Annotated in this window: 21 protein-coding genes, 1 other RNA gene and 1 pseudogene; 13 read left to right on the top strand and 10 right to left on the bottom strand. The window is 35.1% G+C overall.

The genetic code is table 11. From position 1 onward, the window contains the following. Positions 1–167 precede the first annotated feature (167 nt). Both OOK90_RS01350 and OOK90_RS01355 read left to right on the top strand, forming a co-directional pair. A complete protein-coding gene (locus OOK90_RS01350; protein ID WP_010082437.1) occupies positions 168–788 on the top strand; it encodes a superoxide dismutase in 621 nt (206 codons plus the stop codon). After that, a complete protein-coding gene (locus tag OOK90_RS01355) occupies positions 785–2,056 on the top strand; it encodes a M16 family metallopeptidase (protein ID WP_010962800.1) in 1,272 nt (423 codons plus the stop codon). The genes OOK90_RS01350 and OOK90_RS01355 overlap by 4 nt, the downstream gene beginning before the upstream one ends. 6 nt (positions 2,057–2,062) lie before the next feature. Here the strand turns inward: OOK90_RS01355 and OOK90_RS01360 are convergent, their stop codons facing one another. The 3 genes from OOK90_RS01360 to nuoE form a co-directional block, all read right to left on the bottom strand. Continuing rightward, positions 2,063–2,380, bottom strand: a complete 318-nt coding sequence (locus OOK90_RS01360; protein WP_010082444.1) for a WD_0736 family protein — start codon at positions 2,378–2,380, stop codon at positions 2,063–2,065. 191 nt (positions 2,381–2,571) lie between these two features. Beyond that, positions 2,572–3,786 (bottom strand): tRNA guanosine(34) transglycosylase Tgt, encoded by a 1,215-nt coding sequence (gene tgt / locus OOK90_RS01365; protein WP_010082445.1) that lies wholly within the window; start codon positions 3,784–3,786, stop codon positions 2,572–2,574. After that, the gene (nuoE, locus tag OOK90_RS01370; RefSeq protein WP_264329512.1) at positions 3,787–4,287 is read right to left on the bottom strand and encodes an NADH-quinone oxidoreductase subunit NuoE; all 501 of its coding nucleotides are present in this window, start codon (positions 4,285–4,287) and stop codon (positions 3,787–3,789) included. A gap of 224 nt (positions 4,288–4,511) precedes the next feature. Here nuoE and OOK90_RS01375 point away from each other — a divergent pair, with 224 nt between their 5' ends. Next, the gene (locus tag OOK90_RS01375) at positions 4,512–6,614 is read left to right on the top strand and encodes a hypothetical protein (RefSeq protein WP_264706001.1); all 2,103 of its coding nucleotides are present in this window, start codon (positions 4,512–4,514) and stop codon (positions 6,612–6,614) included. Between the two features lie 157 nt (positions 6,615–6,771). Then, positions 6,772–7,121, top strand: an RNA gene (gene rnpB, locus OOK90_RS01380) — RNase P RNA component class A. A gap of 51 nt (positions 7,122–7,172) precedes the next feature. On the opposite strand, the gene OOK90_RS01385 is transcribed toward rnpB, so the two are convergent. Then, positions 7,173–7,943 (bottom strand): response regulator transcription factor, encoded by a 771-nt coding sequence (locus OOK90_RS01385; RefSeq protein ID WP_010962797.1) that lies wholly within the window; start codon positions 7,941–7,943, stop codon positions 7,173–7,175. Positions 7,944–8,268: 325 nt separating this feature from the next. Between OOK90_RS01385 and OOK90_RS01390 the strand changes: the two genes are divergently transcribed. Genes OOK90_RS01390 through OOK90_RS01405 form a run of 4 tightly spaced genes read left to right on the top strand, consistent with a single transcriptional unit; the run spans position 8,269 to position 11,702 of the window. Beyond that, positions 8,269–9,252, top strand: coding sequence for an NAD(P)H-dependent glycerol-3-phosphate dehydrogenase (locus OOK90_RS01390; protein ID WP_010962796.1), 984 nt, complete (start codon positions 8,269–8,271; stop codon positions 9,250–9,252). A 19-nt stretch (positions 9,253–9,271) separates the two neighbouring features. Beyond that, positions 9,272–9,754, top strand: coding sequence for a phosphatidylglycerophosphatase A family protein (locus OOK90_RS01395; RefSeq protein ID WP_006279290.1), 483 nt, complete (start codon positions 9,272–9,274; stop codon positions 9,752–9,754). Continuing rightward, positions 9,744–10,523, top strand: coding sequence for a GNAT family N-acetyltransferase (locus tag OOK90_RS01400; RefSeq protein WP_006280097.1), 780 nt, complete (start codon positions 9,744–9,746; stop codon positions 10,521–10,523). Before OOK90_RS01395 ends, OOK90_RS01400 begins: the two co-directional genes overlap by 11 nt. 42 nt (positions 10,524–10,565) lie before the next feature. Further along, a complete protein-coding gene (locus OOK90_RS01405) occupies positions 10,566–11,702 on the top strand; it encodes a hypothetical protein (RefSeq protein ID WP_010962793.1) in 1,137 nt (378 codons plus the stop codon). Positions 11,703–11,705: 3 nt separating this feature from the next. On the opposite strand, the gene OOK90_RS01410 is transcribed toward OOK90_RS01405, so the two are convergent. Together OOK90_RS01410 and ybeY are read right to left on the bottom strand one after the other, a co-directional pair. Next, positions 11,706–12,494: a succinate dehydrogenase iron-sulfur subunit gene (locus OOK90_RS01410; protein ID WP_010082472.1), complete on the bottom strand. Its 789-nt coding sequence runs from the start codon at positions 12,492–12,494 to the stop codon at positions 11,706–11,708. An 86-nt stretch (positions 12,495–12,580) separates the two neighbouring features. Further along, positions 12,581–13,033, bottom strand: a complete 453-nt coding sequence (ybeY, locus tag OOK90_RS01415) for an rRNA maturation RNase YbeY (protein ID WP_010082473.1) — start codon at positions 13,031–13,033, stop codon at positions 12,581–12,583. Between the two features lie 24 nt (positions 13,034–13,057). Here ybeY and OOK90_RS06620 point away from each other — a divergent pair, with 24 nt between their 5' ends. After that, on the top strand, positions 13,058–13,189 hold the full coding sequence (locus OOK90_RS06620) for a hypothetical protein (protein ID WP_255322244.1): 132 nt from the start codon (positions 13,058–13,060) through the stop codon (positions 13,187–13,189). Positions 13,190–13,204: 15 nt separating this feature from the next. After that, the gene (locus OOK90_RS01425) at positions 13,205–13,384 is read left to right on the top strand and encodes a hypothetical protein (RefSeq protein WP_022626337.1); all 180 of its coding nucleotides are present in this window, start codon (positions 13,205–13,207) and stop codon (positions 13,382–13,384) included. A 33-nt stretch (positions 13,385–13,417) separates the two neighbouring features. On the opposite strand, the gene OOK90_RS01430 is transcribed toward OOK90_RS01425, so the two are convergent. From OOK90_RS01430 to OOK90_RS01445, 4 genes are all read right to left on the bottom strand, one after another. Further along, entirely contained in the window at positions 13,418–13,816 is a 399-nt protein-coding gene (locus OOK90_RS01430; protein ID WP_007549395.1) for an EVE domain-containing protein, read from the bottom strand. After that, on the bottom strand, positions 13,816–15,012 hold the full coding sequence (gene ftsZ / locus OOK90_RS01435; RefSeq protein ID WP_010962790.1) for a cell division protein FtsZ: 1,197 nt from the start codon (positions 15,010–15,012) through the stop codon (positions 13,816–13,818). The genes OOK90_RS01430 and ftsZ overlap by 1 nt, the downstream gene beginning before the upstream one ends. Positions 15,013–15,260: 248 nt before the next feature. Continuing rightward, positions 15,261–15,710 carry a hypothetical protein gene (locus OOK90_RS01440; RefSeq protein ID WP_264706003.1) on the bottom strand — a complete coding sequence of 150 codons (450 nt, stop codon included), beginning with the start codon at positions 15,708–15,710 and terminating at the stop codon, positions 15,261–15,263. Between the two features lie 83 nt (positions 15,711–15,793). Beyond that, the gene (locus OOK90_RS01445) at positions 15,794–17,302 is read right to left on the bottom strand and encodes a YifB family Mg chelatase-like AAA ATPase (RefSeq protein WP_095742738.1); all 1,509 of its coding nucleotides are present in this window, start codon (positions 17,300–17,302) and stop codon (positions 15,794–15,796) included. A gap of 122 nt (positions 17,303–17,424) precedes the next feature. Here OOK90_RS01445 and OOK90_RS01450 point away from each other — a divergent pair, with 122 nt between their 5' ends. From OOK90_RS01450 to OOK90_RS01460, 3 genes and pseudogenes are all read left to right on the top strand, one after another. Further along, entirely contained in the window at positions 17,425–18,264 is an 840-nt protein-coding gene (locus OOK90_RS01450) for a polysaccharide deacetylase family protein (protein WP_264706004.1), read from the top strand. Next, on the top strand, positions 18,219–19,793 hold the full coding sequence (locus OOK90_RS01455) for a penicillin-binding transpeptidase domain-containing protein (RefSeq protein ID WP_209472678.1): 1,575 nt from the start codon (positions 18,219–18,221) through the stop codon (positions 19,791–19,793). The genes OOK90_RS01450 and OOK90_RS01455 overlap by 46 nt, the downstream gene beginning before the upstream one ends. Positions 19,794–20,640: 847 nt before the next feature. Then, positions 20,641–21,473 (top strand): annotated as a pseudogene (locus OOK90_RS01460) (IS5 family transposase). Positions 21,474–21,484: the final 11 nt, after the last annotated feature.

A 21,484-nucleotide genomic window follows, 5' to 3' on the forward strand; every position in this document is an offset into this window, starting at 1 on the left:
AGTAACTTTTGCATTTAATCCATTTCTATGGCTTATATAATAATCGTTATTGTAGTATAATTTAGAATAATGCAATAGATACCTAAATGTTTTAGCTATTAATTATATGTTGCACAAAAGCATATATTGCCCTACCATCCAAGTAGGTTAGAAATAAAGAGGTTTTTATGAGTTTTACTTTACCTGAATTACCATACGATAAAACAGCTTTGGAGCCTTATATATCTGCAAAAACCTTAGATTTTCATTATGATAAGCACCATAAAGGATATTTAAATAAACTCAATGAGCTAGTTGAAAATACGGATTATCAACATGTAAAAATTGAGGAATTAATAACAAAAGTGCATGGTAATAGCGGCAACTTGCCTATATTTAATAATGCAGCACAAGTTTGGAACCATACTTTTTATTGGAATTCAATGAAAAAAAATGGTGGTGGTAAGCCTAAAGATGGTAGTCTTCTAGCAAAAAAAATTCAAGACGATATCGGTGGCTTTGATAAATTTTATGAAGAATTTTCGAGTCATGGAGTAAGCCAGTTTGGCAGTGGATGGGTATGGTTAGTGCTCGAAAAAGGTAGGTTAGGAAAGCTCAAAATCACCAAGACTCCAAATGCAGATTTGCCAATAATTTATGGCCAAGTGCCACTACTCACTATGGATGTGTGGGAGCACGCCTATTATTTAGATTGTCAAAACCGTAGAATTGACTACATAAAAGTTTTCCTTGATCATTTGATTAATTGGGATTTTGCAGAAGAGAACTTAGAAGAATATATGAGATGAATATACCCCGGGTAACAAAATTAGATAATGGTCTGCGCATAATAACTGAGCAGGTGCGTGATATTGATTCCGTAGCTTTAAGCATACGAGTTGGTGTTGGCAGTAGAGCAGAAAGTGCAAAGCAAAATGGAATATCCCATTTTTTAGAACACATGGCTTTCAAAGGGACGAAGACAAGAACTGCCTTTGAAATTGCAAAAGCTTTTGATGACATAGGTGGAGTTTTCAACGCTAGCACCGGTAGGGAAAGCACCACCTATTATGCAAAAGTCCTCAAGAAAGACATAAAAACTGGTATTGATATATTAATAGATATATTGATGAATTCCACGTTTCCAGAAGATGAATTGGAACGTGAGAAGGGTGTTGTAATACAAGAGATTTTTCAAACTAATGATTCACCAAGTGACATTATTTTCGACAAATATTTTGAGGCAGCTTATAAAGACCAACCATTTGGTAGGTCAATCTTAGGCACGCAAAATACTGTAAAATCTTTTACTCGAGGAGATCTAGATAATTACATAAATGAGCATTACTTTGGTGAGAATATGCTATTTGCCGTTGCAGGAAATGTTGAACATGAAGAAGTTGTTGCATTAACCAAAGATTTTCTCTCAAAGATTCATTCTAAAAAGCTGAAAAAAAGCCAAAATGCGAGCTGTACTGGTGGTGAGTATTTAGAACATCGTAAATTAGATCAGGTACACTTGCTAATTGGTCTACCTAGTGTTTCTCGCCATGACGATAAATATCACACGTTTCAAGTGCTTGATTCTATATTAGGGAGCGGAATGTCATCACGTTTATTTCAGGAAGTAAGGGAAAAGCAGGGATTAGCTTACTCTGTTTATTCATTTAATTCCAGCTATACTAATACAGGAATGTTTTCCATTTTTGCTGGTACAGACAGTAGTAACTTAGATAAGCTTTTAAAATCTATAACGACAGAGTTGAAGAAGTTGTCTACAGATGATCTGAAGGAAGAAGAAGTAAATAGAGTGAAAGAGCGAGTAAAATCCCAAATTTTAATGTCACGCGAAAGTGTTAGCTCACGTGCTGAAACATTGGGACACTACTACGGTAACTATAATAGGTACATCAGTAAAAATGAATTAATAGAAAAAATTAGTGCAGTTACCACTGCTAACGTAAAAAAAGCAGCAGAAGAATTGTTATCTCAGCATGAAAAAACCACTCTAGCTGCAATTGGAGAAATTGAATCATTGCCAAGTTACGATAAAGTGGTTTCTATGCTTAAAGCTTAGTGTACTTTAATTATGTTGCTTAAGCTCACTAAAAAGTTCAATGAACGGTTGCAAAATCCTTTCTATAAAAAGTTTGCTTTCTGGTTCATCGCGTATATTACTTATCAGTTTATTCAAAGTTTTCTCGCTGTTTCGTAAAAATAAATAGCTTTCTACTGCTTGCACACCAGACAAGACAGTCAAAATTCCTCCTATCACTAGACAAGCAGCTATAGCAGGTACGGTACCCACTGCAATTGCAGTTGCGATTAATGATAACCCAGCTAAGAATGTAACGGCTGAAACGCAAAACGCTATTTGATGTTTTTCTTTATTGTTAACCATAAATACCTCACAAAAACTATATTTTTAACATACCAGTGTTGTCATGTATTGTCAAGTTTTTAAAGAAGATTAAAAAATGCAACGCACATGTGCAAAAAACGCTAACTATGGATTAGCCAAGGAAGAAAGAGTAGGAAGAGGAAGGCTTTTTCTGTTTTAGGGAATATAAAATAAGCGTAGAAAAATATGAACTAGGTGTATAATTCACAGTGTAGTGGTGTCTCACTAATCCAATTATTTTTCTCCCGATCTAGCCTATCATCTAATATAGCCTGCCTTATTGATGCCATTAACTTATTCATAAAGAAAATATTATGAATGGTAACGAGCGTGTAAGCCAGGAGCTCTTTAGCTTTCAGTAAATGGTGTATATAAGCTCTTGAATGTTTTCTGCAGGTAAAGCATAAACAGTCACTTTCAATTGGGTTGTTGTCCAGCTCAAATCGTTGATTCCGCAAATTAATATGCTCTTTGCACTTTGAAGAAATAGAATTTCTGTTTTTTACTTTAACAAGTGCGCCACCATGCCTTGCTAAGCGGGTTGGATGCACGCAATCAAACGTGTCAATTCCAAGCTCTACTCCGCGAAAGATGTCCACAATTCCACCAATACCAAGCAAATGAGTAGGCCTGTCTTTTTTCAGGTGGTCCATAGTGAAAGAAACTACATCATGCATCTGCTCTTTACTTTGACCAAGTGATCCACCTATTGCTTGACCAAAAAATGGCAAATCGTTGATAAAATCACAACTTTCTCTACGTAAATCTTGATACACTCCGCCTTGACTAATTCCATACAGTGCCTGCTTGCCATTATTGTTTTTTTCAAATTCATTTAAAGAACGTTCAGCCCATCTGTGGCTCATGAGCATTGATTTTGCTGTGTATTCTTTGCTTACGTGAAATGGAGTGCATTCATCTAAAACTAGGATTAAATCTGCACCTAATTTCTGTTGAATTTGTACAGATTTTTCAGGAGTTAAGCAATAAATTTTACCATTAATGTAAGAACGAAAAATTGCCCCATCCTCATTAATTTTGATCAAAGTTTTTTGTTTTTTTCTTATTCCTTTTATCTCTTCCGAAACTGATCCGTGGCCTAAGCTAAATATCTGATATCCACCTGAGTCAGTTAGCATTGGCCCATTCCATCCTATCATCTTGCGCAAACCACCAAGTTTTGCAACAGTATTCTCTCCTGGTTGAAGCATTAGGTGATAGGTGTTGGAAAGTATGATTTGGGTACCAGCTTCACTTATTCTTTCAATATCTGCAGCTTTAATTGCAGCTTTTGTTGCGCAGAATATAAAAGCGGGGGTTTCTACGCTTCCATTTGGAGTTTTAATTGTTCCAACTCTTGCAGAACCTGATTGCTTGATTCTCTTGAATGAAAATTCTTCTTTCATCTATTTGCCTGAAAGTTCTGTTATGATGTTTTCTACTTTCTCAGGAGTAAGATTTTCATAGAAGTCATTATTGATCTGCACAACGGGAGCATTAACGCATGCACCTAGGCATTCAACTTCTTTTAAAGTGAACAAATTATCTTTAGTAGTCTCACCGATATTGATTCCAAGTTTTTTTTTTAAGGTATTTAAAACTTCTTCACTATTGCACAACCAGCAAGGAGTTGTTCTACAAATTTGTATTAGATATTTGCCTACTGGTTTTAAATTATACATGGTGTAAAAATTTGCCACTTCATATACACGAATATGTGGAATATGCAGCATATCAGCAACATAACGCATAGCAGATTCAGAAACCCATCCGCATTGCTCTTGAACCAGATATAGTAAAGGCATAACAGCACTACCTTCTCTACCTTTGGGATACATCTCTATAAACTTTCCCGCTTTCTTGAGGTTTTCTGATGTAAAACTAAACTGCTCTTCTTTTTCTATCATTCATGAGACTCGTGTAAACTTTAACAGATTATACCTGTAGAACCAATGATTGCAATTGTTGGTTTTTTGAGAAATAGCATAAAGCTTCTTAGCCCTCTTCAAGCTTATATTTACCTTTTAGTATAAAATATTATATTAATTTTTTAATTTTAGTTAAAATTTTCATTGACATTAACACACAGGAGTAATCATAATAGCATTTTATTAATATTTTAAATAAAATTATGTCTATATTAAGAAGATTGCTCGGGATCAACTCAAATACACCGGAAATTAAAGAAGCGATAGGTTTTAATCCAACAAACGTAGAATTAATTGAGGGGAATGGAGTTGCTTACGGACTCAGCTATCAAGATAATGGTAATGGGAGCAGTAAAGTAAAATTACTTATTAGTCCATTATATCAATCAAAAACATACGAATGTGGTACAAATATCAGCGTAGCAAATGAATTCAAAGATCAATTATCTCTCACATTAATAGAAGATTCAGCTGAAATAGATAAAGTTGGAGTTATCTTTCCTGAAGAAGGAATTAGCGAAGAAGGAGAAAAATGCGTTAAAGGCTTATCTTTTAACACTTACGGAATTAAACAATCAGTTAATACTCCTTCAGTTGAACATTTAGATAAAAGAAAATTACAAAAGAATATTGATAATAATAGTCTTGCAAATGTGGGCAATAGTTACTTTCAACCAAGAGCAGTGAAAGTTGGTAATGGTGACGTAATTGTAATCGCCCATAACTTAAAGGATCAAACTTTAGTTTCTTGGTACTTAAAGTCAAGCGAGAGCGGAAAATTTAAGGTATTGACTGGAGAAAAAGGTGTTACAGAAAGAAAATTGTTCAATTTTGATAATCAGGGGCAATTGGCATTAAATGGAAACACGATGCTTTATTCGCAAGTGAGCAAAAGGATTACTAAGGAAAATCAAGAGGTGAGAAAAACACGTATTTTTAAATTTGATATGGCTAAAGTGATTCAGGGTCTGAAGGATGGAGTTAATGGCTTTTTACTTGGTAATCGAAAAGGTCAAATAGATAATAAAGCACTATCTCTTTCTAGAGAACATGAAATAAGCTTTTTGCAGTATGTTGAACAAACGGAAGGAAATGATCTAGTTGCTTTTCTTGAAAATGACCAATCAGCTAATGAGCAGAGGTTACATATAGCAACTCTACTTAAAAATGGATCAGTGTCAGATTTTCCTATCTATCAATTTACAGATCCTATAGAGCAATTATATATTAAAGGCAACGGTCAGGGTGGTTTTATCGTAACTGCGGTAAGTGGAGAAAATATTGTAACTTTTAATCAAAACGGCTCTGGAAAATCTTCTGAAGCAACAATAATACCGGCAAATAGCATCAAAACTCTCAGTGATTTTGTTAATATCATTAACGGTCGATTAACGCCAGATATTATTTCTAGTAGTACCGTGGCTCCTATAACTGTTGCAGAAACGGTTGTGACTTCTAAGAAGACGCCGACTGCTGCAATTACTAGCACAGCAGAAACCGACGCTGTGAAGACTACTAAATTGACAACGGGAGCCGTTGCACCTACTTCTACAATAAGTAAACCTTCAACGGAGTCAACGACAGTAGCAAAAACAACTACTACTTCACAAGCGACCACGGTTGCTACAACGTCAACTAGTGTGCCGATAGTAACTTCAGGGACTGAGACAAGTACTGTAAAACCTACAGCAGCGACTGGTGCGTCGACTTCTACGATGAGTAAACCTTCAACAGAGTCAACGACTCAAACAAGTACAGTAACAGTGAAGCCAACAACAGAAGCCGTTGCACCTACTTCTACAACGAATAAACCTTCAACAGAGTCAACGACTCAAACAAGCACAGTAACAGTGGAACCAACTGCGCCAACAACAAGCTCAGAGAAAACTACACAAACAGTATTTAGTATACCAAGTACTAGAACAAAAGAGTCAACAACTCCTATATTCACCACGACTTTACTTCCTCAGTCTACTTCTTCACCACAACCTACTCAACTTGCTATAGGGTCTAATAAGGCAGGAATGATAGGGGGATCTTTGGTTGGAGCAATAGGTATTGTTGGAATTATAGGATTCATAGCATATAGATATGTTAAGGGTCGTAATGCTGCTCCTGTATTAGAACTAACTGATTTGGGTTATAGAAGGCGATCATCTTCAAGTAGCGATGAAGAAATTTTTACCACTGGTAACAGAATGCGAACTATATATCAATCTGAAACAGTGCTAAATAGTATATCAGTAGAAAGTAGTAGTCGATCAAGAAGTAGCTCATCGTCTTCAAGCGGTGGACCAGGCTCTTGACTAACTGAAGCGGAGTCTAAAAGTGAAAAAAGCTTATCTTGGGATAGTGATGATGTGCCGGAATATCACCTTTAGCTATTTGTCTAAATGTTTTTAATATGTAGACTGTTAGGAAATTGTCTTTTGCTTTTGTGATTTTCATGTTAAAGTATAATTCCTAGGTGAAATAAGTAGCTGCTGTTGTGTGATAAACATAGCAGAGGAAAGTCCGGGCTCCAAGGAAAAATAGTGACGGGTAATGCCCGCCGGAGGTAACTCCAGTTATAGGGCTACAGAAAATTACCGCCTAAAATATTTTTAGGTAAGGGTGAAAAGGTGTGGTAAGAGCACACCATGGCAATGGCAACATTGGTAGTCGAGTAACCAACACTAGGAGCAAGATTAAATAGAAGTAGATTTTATGTTTTCCTCATATCTACTCGGGTAAATCGCATGCGGTAAATGGTAACATTTACTCCAGATAAATAGCTACATAAACAGAACTCGGCTTATATTTCACCTAGGCGTTCACATGATACGTGCGATATAAGCCATGCTATATTTAAATGTGTAGGCATTTCATGCGTTGTCCTTCACTTGTTCTGCTTGATAGCCATCACTACTTTCGCCTACATTAACATTAGAATATTCATCATCATCAATATACTCTTTCAGAACATACCCTCTGCCCCAAACGGTTTCTATGTGGCTTTTTCCATCATTTGCACTTTCAAGTTTCTTACGTAATTTGCACATAAAAACATCAACTATCTTGTTATCTGAAGGTTCATCCAAGCCATTGTAAAGATGATTTAAGAACATTTCTTTTGTTAGTACTGTTCCTTTACGCAGTGCTAGCAATTCTATCATAGAATACTCTTTATTAGTAAGGTGAACCGTTTTACCTTTCACCTCAACAACCCTGTGATCAAAATTGATATTTATATTACCAATCTTTATCACCGATTCAGGATGGCCTTTAGTACGACGCACTATGGCCTTAATTCGAGCTAATAACTCGCTTTTATGAAATGGCTTGGTTAAGTAATCATCGGCACCATACCCGAGTCCTTTAGCTTTGTGATTGACAGCGGATATGCATGAAAGTATTAAGACAGGAACTTTGATTTTTGCACTTCTTAGTCTTAACAATATATCATATCCGTCAATATCACCAGGTAAGTGTATATCTAAAATAACTAGGTCATAGTAATCTCCGTTTGAGGAAACCATATTATTGTTATAATCTTGTGCAGAAGTAACAACGTCACAGAAGTGTCCATCAGAAGTTAAGGCGTTAACTACAGTCTTTGCACTTACTTGATCATCTTCAATTAATAATATACGCATATTTTACACCCCATAAATAATTTATAATTTTAGTAATATATATAACTAAGGAAAGTAATAAATCAAATTTTTATTAACAAATGATCAAAATTACACTTATTAATTAATAGTAAATATATTGTTCCAAAGTTATATAAATAGATCTAAAATATAATAGACATACCATGATAGTAATAATATTTTTAGTAAATATTGAATTAAAGTTACTATTATTAAAAGAATACTTCGGTTAATAAATATTTAACTATTCTATATGTCTGTGTTATATTTTTAATTTACTTATCCTACTATTTTAAAGTATAAGTAATATTTTCAGGAATATTGTGTGGCAATATCAATTTTAGGTGCTGGTGCATGGGGTACAGCAATCGCAATTTCATTAGGTAGTAAGAAAGATGTGATTTTGTGGACTCACAATGAAACTACATTTGAATCAATCAACGGGAAAAGAGAAAGTGACAAGCTACCCGGTTGTCGAATTTCTGATAATGTGTCAGTAAAATTGGCTATTGAAGACATAATTAATGCTTCAGTAACAATCCTCGCTGTTCCCACTCAGTCTCTGAGGAAGGTATGTCAGCAATTGCATAATTGTAATCTGAAAAAAGATGTAGCAATAATTTTAGCTTGTAAGGGAATAGAAAAGTCTACATTAAAATTACCTAGTGAAATAGTAAATGAAATTTTACCTAACAATCCTATTGCTATTTTTTCAGGTCCTAGCTTTGCTGTAGAAGTTGCAAGAAAATTACCCTATTCAATGGTTCTTGCATGCCAAAATAACACATTAGGTTCAAAGCTAGTATCAGAGCTGCAACAAGAAAATGTTAAATTGGAGTTTAGTAACGACATTATAGGAGTACAGATTTGTGCAGCGTTAAAGAACGTTTTTGCTATAGCGTGTGGGATTGTTCTAGGTAGTAAACTTGGGTTTAATGCTCATGCAGCATTGATTACGAAAAGTATGAGCGAAATTAAGGCTTTATACTCAGCAAAAATTGGTGACGGTAGTGTGGATATAAATACACTACTTGGGCCAGCATGTCTGGGTGACCTAATTATGACATGCACATCCTTGAATTCAAGAAACTTATCTTTTGGGTTTAAAATAGGTAATAGTGACAATGGCTTTAATGTTCAGCAGATTTTGTCAGAAGGCAAGTCAGTGATTGAAGGTTTTAGCACTGCTGAGTCCATATTTAATTTAGCAGGAAAGCTAAAGATAAAAATGCCTATATGTGAAGCGGTCTACAGATTATTGTATGAAAGCGCCTCTATAGAGGATACTCTTTCTGTTCTTATAAGTTAATTTTGTATTTGGATATATTGTGAAATTTTTATATAAATTAATATCAACGTGGTGGCTGTCTGGAACAGTAAAAAAAATGCCAGGTACTGTGGGTAGTTTGGCTTCTTTTCCGCTTGTTCCTGTAATCCTGAGCAACAAAATTTTAGGTGCAGCAATTATTTCTTTTTTATTCTTAATTGGATTATGGTCTACAGGTAATTATATAAAACATTACAAGACTTCATGTGATCCAAAAGAGGTAGTAATTGACGAAGTGGTTGGTCAATTGCTGACGATACTTTTAGTTTCGATATTGTTAAGCCAAGAGATGAATTGTTCTTCATTGTTGTTGTGCTTTTTTTCTTTTAGGTTTTTTGATATAATAAAAACGTGGCCTATAAATTTAATCGATAAAAATACCAAAGGTCCTTTAGGTATTATGCTAGATGACGTTATAGCTGCAATTTTAGCCTGTGTTCTTATAGGAGCCTTTTATTGTTTATTGTTGGTGTATGCAGGATAAAAAAATTTATTATTCAAGCTTAATTGTTCAAAATCTAAAGGATTATATACTGTACACAGCGAATTTATCTGAGTGGGAAGTACACGATGAATTTGATAACATCATATTTACAATAAATGGTACCAGGGAGTCATTATTTAATTTTGTGTTCTGTGGAGATCAATGTACCGAGCTTTCTATACAAAAAACTCTAGATTATCTCAGAACAAGAGATATAGAAGCAACATGGGTAATAAATTCACATATGAAAATAAGAGATATTTTAGAAAAGTGTGAAATAAAACACGTTAGCACACCAAAAAAAGCTTTACTTAATATGAAAAATTACTTTTTACCTGCTGATGTTATTCCAAACTTGAGGTTAAATGCTGTGAATGGTAGCAACCTCTTAGAACAGTTAGATCTACACACTTCTAAAATTTTTTATCATGGCGTTGGAATTGTCAGCACATTTTTTCGCGGATTATCAAATTATGATGATAAGAACTCAAGATTAAGATTTTTTCTTGTAACACTAAATAATGAAATTATTGGGACATGCGGTCTTTATGTTCAAGATAGCGTAGCTGGTTTTTATAGTGATGGAGTTTTACCAATTTACAGGAATCGTGGAATAGGTACCCAAATGGTTTTAGAAAGAATAAAGATAGCTAAACAGCTTGAATGCAAATATATAGTAGCACATTGTATGAAATCTTCTGTGAACCTTTATAAGAGATTGGGCTTTCAAATGTTAGGCAATCTTTACTTATATACCTCTTCAGCATAATTCTGAGCGGTTACAAATTTTTACATTTGTTTTAAAAGTGCTATGTTTTTTTTGTATGAAGTGGTTTTAATATTGATTCTAATATTATTCTTTCTCTCTTATTCTAAATTAAAAATTAGTAATAAGATTAAGAACTTACAGCATCAAAATGTTATCATAAATAATTTAATTGATACTGTGAATGATGGGTTTTATATTTGGGATGCAAAAAAACGTATAGAAAAGTTCTCTCCCAATTTACTAATTTTGCTTAATACTGTTTTTTACTCATTTAATGAGTTTGTGAATTTTTTTGAGCAATCAGAAAGCTTAATCAAAAATTTTGTTGAGGCAAAGGAAATAAATAAATCTTTTACTCTAGATTTAAAGTCAAAAGACAGTGAGGTTTATTGCATATGTTACGGTAGAAGCATAATAGATGATTCTAACAATGTGATAGGTGTGCTGTTATGGATAAGGAATGTCTCAGACTGTAAGATAAAGGCTAACGGACTTGAGTTAGAAAATAGTAAGCTTACACAGGAAGTGGAGAGCTATAAAAACGTTTTCAACTCTTTACCATTTCCAATACTAAGATATAACAAGAGTAGAAAGGTGGAATTTTATAACTTGTTTTATGATAAATATGTAGATGGTTCTAAGAAATTTGCTATTACCGGTAGCGCTCATAGCACAAAACCAGGAAGACATGTCATAACTTATAAGAACGAACCTAAGGTTTTCGATTTTGTTAAAATTCCAATACAAGGTTCTGGTAGCATAGTAATGTATGGGAAAGATGTTAGTGATGCAGAGAAATTATATACTGAATTAAACAGTTATTTAGCTACACAGAAAAATTTGCTTGAGAGGTTACCGGTTGCTATAGTAATATATAGTAAGAATCAAAAGCTAAAATTTTATAATAATGCTTTTATAAAAACCTTTCAATTTGACCCAAAATTTTTGGCATCTTACCCAACTTATCACGAAGTTATGCTTTACCTCTTCGAATCTAAAAAGCTTTTAGAAAAAGAGGATTTTCAAACTATTAGTAACCAAAGACATGAGTTGTTCAAAAAATTATTTGAATCGTACGATGATACGATGCACTTCACAAACGGAAAAGCGTTCAGGGTATTAACAATACCCTACGCTTCGGAAGGTTTGCTGTTCTCTTACGAAGAATGCAAAAGATAATACTTAAACTCCTTCTCTCTCTACCATGAGCTGTTTTACTTTCGCTATTGCTCTTGCTGGATTAAGTCCTTTAGGACAAGTTTTTGTGCAATTCATTATTGTATGACAACGATACAACTTGAATGGGTCGTTTAAAACATCAAGTCTTTCACCTGTCTTATTATCACGGCTGTCAGCAATCCATCTGTAAGCTTGTAATAGTATTGCTGGTCCTAAAAATTTATCACTATTCCACCAGTAGCTTGGGCAACCAGTCGAACAGCAAGCACATAATATACAGTCGGACAAGCCATCTAATTTTTTTCTATCTTCAGAAGATTGAGAGTATTCTTTATTTGGTAGGGCAGGCTTATCTGCTTGTAACCAAGGTTTAATTGATTTGTATTGCTCATAAAATTGGCTCAAATCCGAGACTAGGTCCTTTATTACATACATGTGAGGTAATGGATATATTTTTACGTCACCTTTTATATCATGTATAGATCTAGTACATGCAAGAGTATTGGTTCCGTCAATATTCATGGCACAAGATCCACATATGCCTTCTCTACAAGAACGTCTGAAAGTTAAAGTCGAATCTATTTCATCCTTTATTTTTATTAATGCATCAAGTACCATAGGGCCACAACTATCCATATCAATAAAAAATGTGTCTATTCTAGGGTTTTTCTCGTCATCAGCAGACCAACGGTAAATTTGAAATCTTCTGATGTTTTTTGCTCTAGCAGGAATAGGATAAATTTTGCCCTTTTGATTAATTTTAGAATTCTTTGGCAAAGAAAACTGAACCATATCACTTACCTTTTATTGTTTATAGCTAAAACCCTTTGTAGATAACATATTTTATTATCATCTACTATATTTTTATTAAATTCCTTTTAAATCGCACACATATTGTAGCCAAGCGAAGCTAAAATCTCTCTTTCTAGATTTTTCATTATAATTTCTTCATCTTTTTTTTGGTGATCATAACCAAGTAAATGCAGTAATCCATGCACTAACATGTGTGCAATGTGAGCAAGAATGGGTATATAATACTCATGCGATTCTCTTTTTATTGTGTCTATTGAAATTGCTATGTCTCCTAAATCGCACTCATTAGACAATTGTTCATACGGAAATGATAGTACGTTAGTTGGCTTATCCATTTCTCTAAATTTTAAATTAAGTTGATGTAGCAAGTCATCATCAGCCAGAGCTATTGATATATTTGGTTTATAGTGGTCTATTTTTAATTCTTTTAGAGAAGCATTGATGACACCTAATACAAAATTTTTAGGATTTTCTATAATGCTGCACCATTTCTTGTCAAGAATATTTACTTCTAACATGAGTGACACATCAGTAAGGGTGTCATGCAAATAGCTGACACTGGAATCCAAAAAAGAAGAGTTATAGACCCTTGTGTCATGTACACAACTGTACGAATATTGTACACTAGAAGGATGTCATCCCAGTGTCTAGGCACTGGGATCCAGGAATTTTGATTAGACATCAAGTTAGTGAATATAAAAGTAGCTAATCTTATATTAAAACACAACGGCTTTAATGTGGTTGCATTAAGGCTGGATTCCAGTGTCAAGCACTGGAATGACACCTTTGTGTTTGATGCAAAATCGGCTATAACGTTTAATGCACTGCCTTCGAGACAAATATTCATACAGCTGTGCGTTGTGTGCTGAGATGACATCATTTAGGAACTGAAATGACAGGTATTACACATCACTCATCCTTATTATTTCATTCCATTCAATTTCCGAAACTGGGGCAATTGATAAACGTGGTTGTTTTAATATAGTCATATTTTTCAAAAGTGGGTTTTGTTTTATATTATTTAACGTTACTTGGTTATTTAAAGGTTTCAAAAACTTTACATTCACTAATCCGAACTTGGGATCATTAACATGATAATACTCTTTAAATACTTCAACGATTCCAAGTATTGCTTTCTCTTTACCTGTATGATAAAAAAACGCAAGATCGCTTGCTTTCATAATTTTCATGTAATTTTGAGCTTGATAATTGCGCACACCATCCCACTCAACTACCTGCTCCTTTTCCATTTTTTGCCATGAGTATTCACTTGGCTCTGACTTAAGTAGCCAAAATTGCATTATTTTTTTCTTCTTAAGTAAGCTGGTATATCATAGATATTGCTGCCCCACTTAGCTCCTTCGCTTACCTGTTCAGCTGGTTTTGTTTCCAGTGTTTTGTCTTGTGTACTTTCACTTTGACTATATGGCCACTTAAATTTCTCTTTCTCTGAGTCTTCGCTCTGACTTATAGGTGAAGTTTCTGATTTATTATTGCGACCATCAATGCCAGTTGCAAGAACAGAAACTCTAACTCTTCCCTCCATCGCTTGATCAAAAGTAGCACCAAATATTATATTTGCATTTTCATCTACTTCTTCACGCACTCTATTGGCTGCAGCATCAACTTCAAACAGAGTCATATCTCCGCCACCAGTAATGTTAATTAATATTCCTTGCGCACCTTTCATTGATACATTATCAAGCAATGGATTAGATATTGCAGCCTCTGCAGCACTAATTGCTCTATCTTCTCCTTCTGCCTCTCCGGTGCCGATCATCGCTTTGCCCATCTCGCTCATTACTGTTTCTATATCAGCGAAGTCAAGATTGATAAGCCCTGGCATGACCATCAAGTCAGTTACTCCTCTGATGCCAATGTGCAGAACATTATCAGCAAGTTTAAATGCATCAGAAAATGTAGTTTTTTCATTTGCAATTCTAAATAAATTCTGATTTGGAATGACAATAAGTGTATCCACGTATTTTTGCAGTTCTTCAAGTCCAAGCTCTGCAATGCGCATACGGCGCACACCTTCAAAACCGAACGGTTTAGTTACAACTCCAACAGTCAATATCTTTTTTTCTTTTGGCGCTCTATCCTTAACTGCGGCTCTTGCTTCTCTGGCTGCTTTTGCAATTACCGGTGCTGCACCGGTTCCAGTACCACCGCCCATTCCTGCTGTGATGAAAAGCATATGACTATCTTTTATATGCTCCATAATCTCATCAATTGACTCTTCTGCTGCACCTTTGCCAACATCAGGCAAAGCACCAGCACCAAGCCCCTTAGTTAAATTAATGCCAAGCTGAATTTTTTTATCACATAACGACTTTTCTAGTGCTTGAGCATCGGTATTTGCGACAACAAAATTCACTCCTTGCAAATTAGATTGGATCATGTTATTCACAGCATTTCCACCAGCACCACCCACTCCCACAACGGTAATCCTTGGGTGTAATATAGGCAACTCCGGCAGACTAAGATCAATAGACATTTAAATTACTCAAATTTAGCGAATTCACTTGATAATAAGTTACCGCTTTTTTAATAATATGCAAATACTTTTCACTTCTATAGGCGTAAATAGTAAACGGGATTTACTTATTCTTAACATTTATACTAATAAGTGCCGTTAATTATAATAACTAGATTCTTAGATGACATCACTTAACCGATGCAAAAAATAGAAAACGTTTATAAAAAGGGACAGAAACCTATCCCTTTTTATTTTGTTGAAGATTATTATATTGTCTGATCTTTCCCTTTCAATGCTTCAACTGCAACATCTTTTAATTTTGAGGCAACTTGATATGTTCCATAAACAGCAGCAACTGCAGCAATTGCCATTATGGCACCCGCAACTATCTGACCAGCAACACCTGTTCCGATAAATCCAGGTAATGAAGCAGCTATTGCTTGATTTGTTCCAACAAAGTAACTGGCAGTCTTAGCAAGAAACCCAGAAGCTTCTGCTGCACTAACAAAGCCTGCTTTCATATTCATTGCTGTAAAGACAACACTTGCAACTGCAAGCGGAAATAATGCTGTTCTCCCTTTATTATGCATAGCGTACTGACCAGCTCCACCAGCAGCACCAGGAATTCCCCAGTATTTTTCAGCTTGTATATATCCTTCTGAAATAGCATGAAAAATGCCATCCTCTTTTCTATACTCATAATTTGTTAATGCCATAACTCTACTCCTTAAATAGAATGTTAAAATTTCATTAAGGAAGCATATAGTAAAAAAAATTGCCTGTCAAGTAAACTAATTTTTTAATATACCTTTATTCTGTAATTGAGCGCTTCAGCAATGTGTGCTCTTTTTACTTCTTCACTTTTTGCAAGATCTGCAATAGTTCTTGCAACTTTTAATACGCGTGTGTAGCCTCGATTGGAAATGTAATTTTCTTTCAGTACGTATTTTAGCAATTCTAACCCTGCCTGATCTGGTTCAGTAAATTTATTAAATGCTTCACCGCTTACTTCTGAATTGCAACGAATATTTAATTCACTATAGCGCTCAGTTTGAACTTTTCTTGCTGCTATCACTCTTTCTCTTATAATTTTAGTACTTTCTCCCTCCACAGAGATTTCAGGAGAGAGTATGCTAACGTTTGGCATTTCAATGCATATGTCTATTCTATCAAGCAATGGGCCTGATATTTTGTTTTTGTAATCTGTGCCACACTTTGGAGCTTTGTTGCACGATCTGCTTGCATCACCTAAATAACCGCACCTGCAAGGGTTCATTGCAGCTATCAGTTGAAAATTGGCAGGGTAGGTTATGTGAGCATTTGCCCTTGCAACGGTAACTTTTCTATCTTCAAGTGGTTGGCGCAGAGAATCAAGCACGAGTCTTGGAAATTCAGGTAGCTCATCAAGAAATAACACGCCATTGTGAGCCATGGTAATTTCTCCGGGTTTTGCATTCTTTCCTCCTCCTATCATTGCTGGCATGGAACATGAGTGATGAGGTTCACGAAAGGGGCGAGTTACTTTGAATATTTCATTACCAGTTTTTGTTATGCTGGAAATAATATTAACGTCAATCATCTCCTGTTCGGTTAAATCAGGCAGCAATCCTATAAAGCGCTTAGCAAGCATTGATTTTCCAGTACCAGGAGGGCCAACAAGAAGCATATTATGCCCACCTGCTGCTGCAATTTCAGCTGCTCTTTTTGCAACAACTTGGCCTTTAATATCCTTCATATCGGGAACCAATCTTTTTTCTTTGGGTGCATCACTATATTTAAAAATTACTGGCTGAATTAATTGCTCACCCTTAAAGTGTCTGATAATATCAGTTAATTTCTCTATAGCTAGAATTGAAACATTCTTTACCCATGAAGCCTCTACTCCATTTCCCCTTGGGCAAATTACTCCTTTATTTGCCTGTTTTGCATTGATCGCTGTTGGCAGCACTCCTGAAACTGGAATAACTCTGCCATCAAGGGCAAGCTCACCCATAATGATATAAGACTGAACTTTTTCAACTGGTATCACATTCATTACAACAAGTAGTCCAATAGCAATAGCCAAGTCATAATGACTACCTTCTTTCAGTAAATCCGCAGGGGAGAGATTAACTGTAATTCTTTTTGGAGGTAGTAGTAGATTGATTGAATTTAACGCTGCTCTGATGCGTTCTTTGGATTCCGCAACAGTTTTATCTGGCAATCCAACAATATTAAAAGCTGGAATACCATTTGCCATATGAATTTGTGCATTGACATTTACTGTGCTAATTCCCTGAAGCGCAACGGTATTTATATTTGCAATCATAATATATTATATAAAATTGTTAATACAATATATTAAAGAAGCGATGAAGTAAAGGCTACAGCAATTAAAGATGGCTTAACTTAGCAAAAAAGTGTAGTATTCTATCACTTTGCTGATTACAAATGTTTATAAGGATAATCACTTTTTTCTTACTATATTCAAGTACGGCTTTTTGTAGTGATTGTAATTTTAATTTACCATACTGTGGGCTCAGTTGTAATCTAGATCTATCATATAGAAATTTAAGTAATATAAAAAAATTATTGAATAACGACGATAAGTTTGTTGCGCTTACGTTTGATGATGGACCGTCTAACAATAGAGTAAACGATATTATTAATGTTCTGGAAAGCTATGAAGCAAAAGCAACATTTTTTGTGCTTGGTGAACGTATAAATGAAAAAACGTCTGAAATAGTAAAGAAAATTCATGAATCAGGTCATGAGTTAGGCAATCACTCTTGGTCGCATAGGAAGTTGACATCACTTTCAAGTGAGGAACAATTGCAAGAATTGGAAAAGACAAATACAGCAATTAAAAATGCAATAAAACAAGATGTAAAATGGTTTCGTCCGCCATATGGATGTTATGACGATAATCTGATTGAAAATACTGATCAATTAAATATGTATTCAATATTATGGACAGTTGATTCGCTAGATTGGCAAGGTGATAAGCCAGAAACTTTAGTTGAAAGAGTTTTAAGTAATGTACATAATGGAGCAGTTATACTGTTTCATGATCACAATAACAGGTCAAACACAATTGAAGCTTTACCTCATATTATTAAAATACTAAAAAAATCAGGTTATAAGTTTGTGACCTTAAGTGAGTGGGAAAAAAGGGTTTGTAATACGGTAAAAGCCAGAAGTGTAACAATAAAAGAGGGGAAAAAAGTGCGTTTTGAAGGAATGTTATGTGGACAAAAAACAAAGTCTTTAACCGCAGAGCATTCATATTAGGTGGTATTCAGCTTACCATTTCTGCGGTTTTTAGTTGCAGGTTATATAATTTACAAATACGAAACAGACAAAAGTACGAAGCACTATCTAATAGTAATAGAATAAGAGTTGCTACTATTATGCCTAAGCGGGGCAAAATTTTAGATAGGAATAGCATTGAACTTGCGATGAACAAAATTTCGTATGTTGTTTTGTTTGATGGTTCTGGTAAGGAAGTTGATTTGCAGACATTATCAGAAGTCGAGTCTAAAATAGCAAAATCGTCAGAAAAAATAACTGCTCTTTATAAACGTTATTACCCGTTTGGTTCAATGTGTTCTCATGTAATCGGATATACAAAAAGACAGCAAGGCATAAGCGAAGTAGGAATCAGCGGTATTGAATATACATATGATCATATATTGAAAGGCAAGTCAGGAAAATCTGAGCAGGAAATAAATTCTAAAAAACGCGTCATAAAAGAATTATCAAGCATACCACAACAAGACGGACAAGATGTACAACTGACAATTGATATTAATCTGCAAGAGAAAACCGCAGAGGTATTTAAAGATCACCAAGGCTCCGCAGTGGTAATTGATGTAAATAATGGAGAAATTTTAGCATTATATAATTCACCTTCTTACGATAATAATCTTTTTGCTAGCAGGCTATCAAATGAGACTTGGGAGAGCTTGAATGCTCCTTCATTACCGCTTGTGAATCGTGCGTTATCATATCAAATTCCACCTGGTTCAATATTTAAAGTAATAGTTGCGCTTGCGGGTTTAAAAGACGGGATAATAACACCAGAAGAGAAATTCTCGTGCAAGGGCTATATGAAAATAGGTGAGCGGAAATTTCGTTGTCTGAAAAGCAAAGTCCATGGGTATGTATCTTTAAATGAGGCAATGGCATTATCATGCAACACTTACTTTTATAATATAGGGAAAAAAATAAGTGTAGACTCTCTGGTAGAAATGGCCAGAAAATTTGGTATTGGAAGTGGGCCACTGATTGGAACGTTTAAAGAAGAAGCTCCAGGGTTGTTGCCAGATAGAGATTGGCGTACACGAAAGCTATATTCGCAGTGGTATTTAGGTGACACTATCAACTTAGTTATAGGACAAGGGTATATGCTTACAACACCACTACAGCTTGCAGTTCTTGCAGCGAGGATTGCAACAGGAAAAGAGGTAATTCCCCGCATTAAGATGAATGAAACGATACAAGATTTTCCCGATATTGATGTGGATTGTGAGCATCTTAGCATAGTTCGAAAAGCTATGTTTGATGTGGTGAATTCTAAAACTGGAACCTATAAGAAAGGGCTAAGCGGTATACAAATTGCTGGCAAAACCGGTACACCAGAAATAAACTCTAAGGGCGAAAGTCATAAGTTATTTATCGCCTATGGCCCTTACCATAACCCGCGCTATGCAATCTCTGTGTTTATAGAACACGGCAAAGCCCCACGCCAAGATGTTGCTATAGCTAATGAAATATTTCAGTATATGCTTGAAACTATGAGTATTAAACTTCTTGCATAACCATATAACAAACTTTTATTGGGAATAGAAACAAAAAAACTTCCTTGACAAACTCCGCCAGCCCCCTTATCATAACAGTGAAGCTATTGTATTTGCTTTCGCCAATCTGCAGATTAAAAGGTAAGGATTACTTAATGTATCGGCGTCTTATGTTCAATTTTTTGCAGTATATAGATACTGTATGTCTTTACAAAACTTCATCTACATCTAGATTTTTATCTAAATAAGCTGAACGCGCTTATAAAGCGTTACAAGACATCAAAAAATGCCAATACTCGACAGAGATAGTAAAAGACTAGCTAACTCGGGGATTCTTTGTCTTTTTTTCTGCTTAGTAAATTTCTTAAACATTTGCAGCGTAAGTTAGTTGCAATTAAAAGCGGCTGAATCTCGCTTGTCAAGCGTTTAAAACATAAAAAACGCCAATATTTTAAAGCGGATAATAACCCCAGGGTTTCTTTTGCCTTTTTTTTCATTTGGTAAATTTCTTAATATTTATAGCTAAACAACAACCGTCATCCCGCTACGTGTTAGCGGGATCTATGCTTTGAGATACCGCGAATGAATCGCGGTATGACGGTGTAATGATGGTTAAGTAATTCGTCATCCCGCTGCTTGTTAGCGGGATCTATGTTAAGGTATAGTAGGGGGATCTATGTTAAGAGATACCGCGAATGAATCGCGGTATGACGGTTAAGTAGGGTGTCATTCCAGTGCTCCTTTTTTTGTCATCCCAGCGTCACGCGTTGGTTTCAACATTATATCATGAACTTTCTAAAATTCATTGAGAGGTTGTCCGGAAACAAGTAAAAGGCTATAATATCTGAAATTTTAGTACGGGGTAAAGATGAGAAAAAAGTATCCAACAGATCTAAGCGAAAGGGAATGGGCAAGAATAGAAAAACACTTCAGAGTATCATACAAGAAAGGAGGAAGGCCGCCAAAGTATAGCAAAAAAGAAATATTAGAAGCAATTTTCTATGTATTGCGTACAGGGTGTCAATGGCGGTATTTACCAAATGATTTTCCGCTATGGAAGACTGTGTATGAGCAGTTCAGGCAATGGAAGAAGCAGGGAATTTTTGAGAAAATGAATTATGAAATTACAAAATATAGTAGAAGAAAAATAGGAAGGAATGAGCAGCCGAGTGCCTGTATAGTAGATAGTCAATCTGTAAAGACTACAGAAAAGGGGGGATCAAAGGCTATGATGGAAGTAAAAAAGTAAAGGGTAGAAAAAGGCATATAATTACAGACACTCAGGGTTTTATACTAGGTTGTTACGTAGGCGCTGCTAACGAAAATGATAGAGATGGTATTAAAATAGCATTAAACAATATGAGAACAAAATATACTAAAGTTAAAAAAATGTGGGCTGACATGGGATACCAAGGAAGAAATTTAAAGAATCACATAAAGGAAGAATATGACATAGATATTGAAATTGTTAAAAGGCCTCCATGTAGATTTTGGGTGCACAAAGATACGCCACCTGAGCTACTACCAACAAGAGAACAAGGGTTTAAAGTACAGCCAAGAAGATGGGTTGTAGAAAGGACTTTTGCTTGGGTTAATAGGAATAGAAGGCTATCGAAGGAGTATGATTTACTCACAACATCCACTGAGAATTTCATATACCTAGCTATGAGTAGGGTTATGTTAAAGAGGGAATATGCTTGAATTTACTAGTT

Source organism: Wolbachia endosymbiont (group A) of Ancistrocerus nigricornis (assembly GCF_947250785.1).
In the GTDB taxonomy this organism is placed as follows: Bacteria; Pseudomonadota; Alphaproteobacteria; order Rickettsiales; family Anaplasmataceae; genus Wolbachia; species Wolbachia pipientis.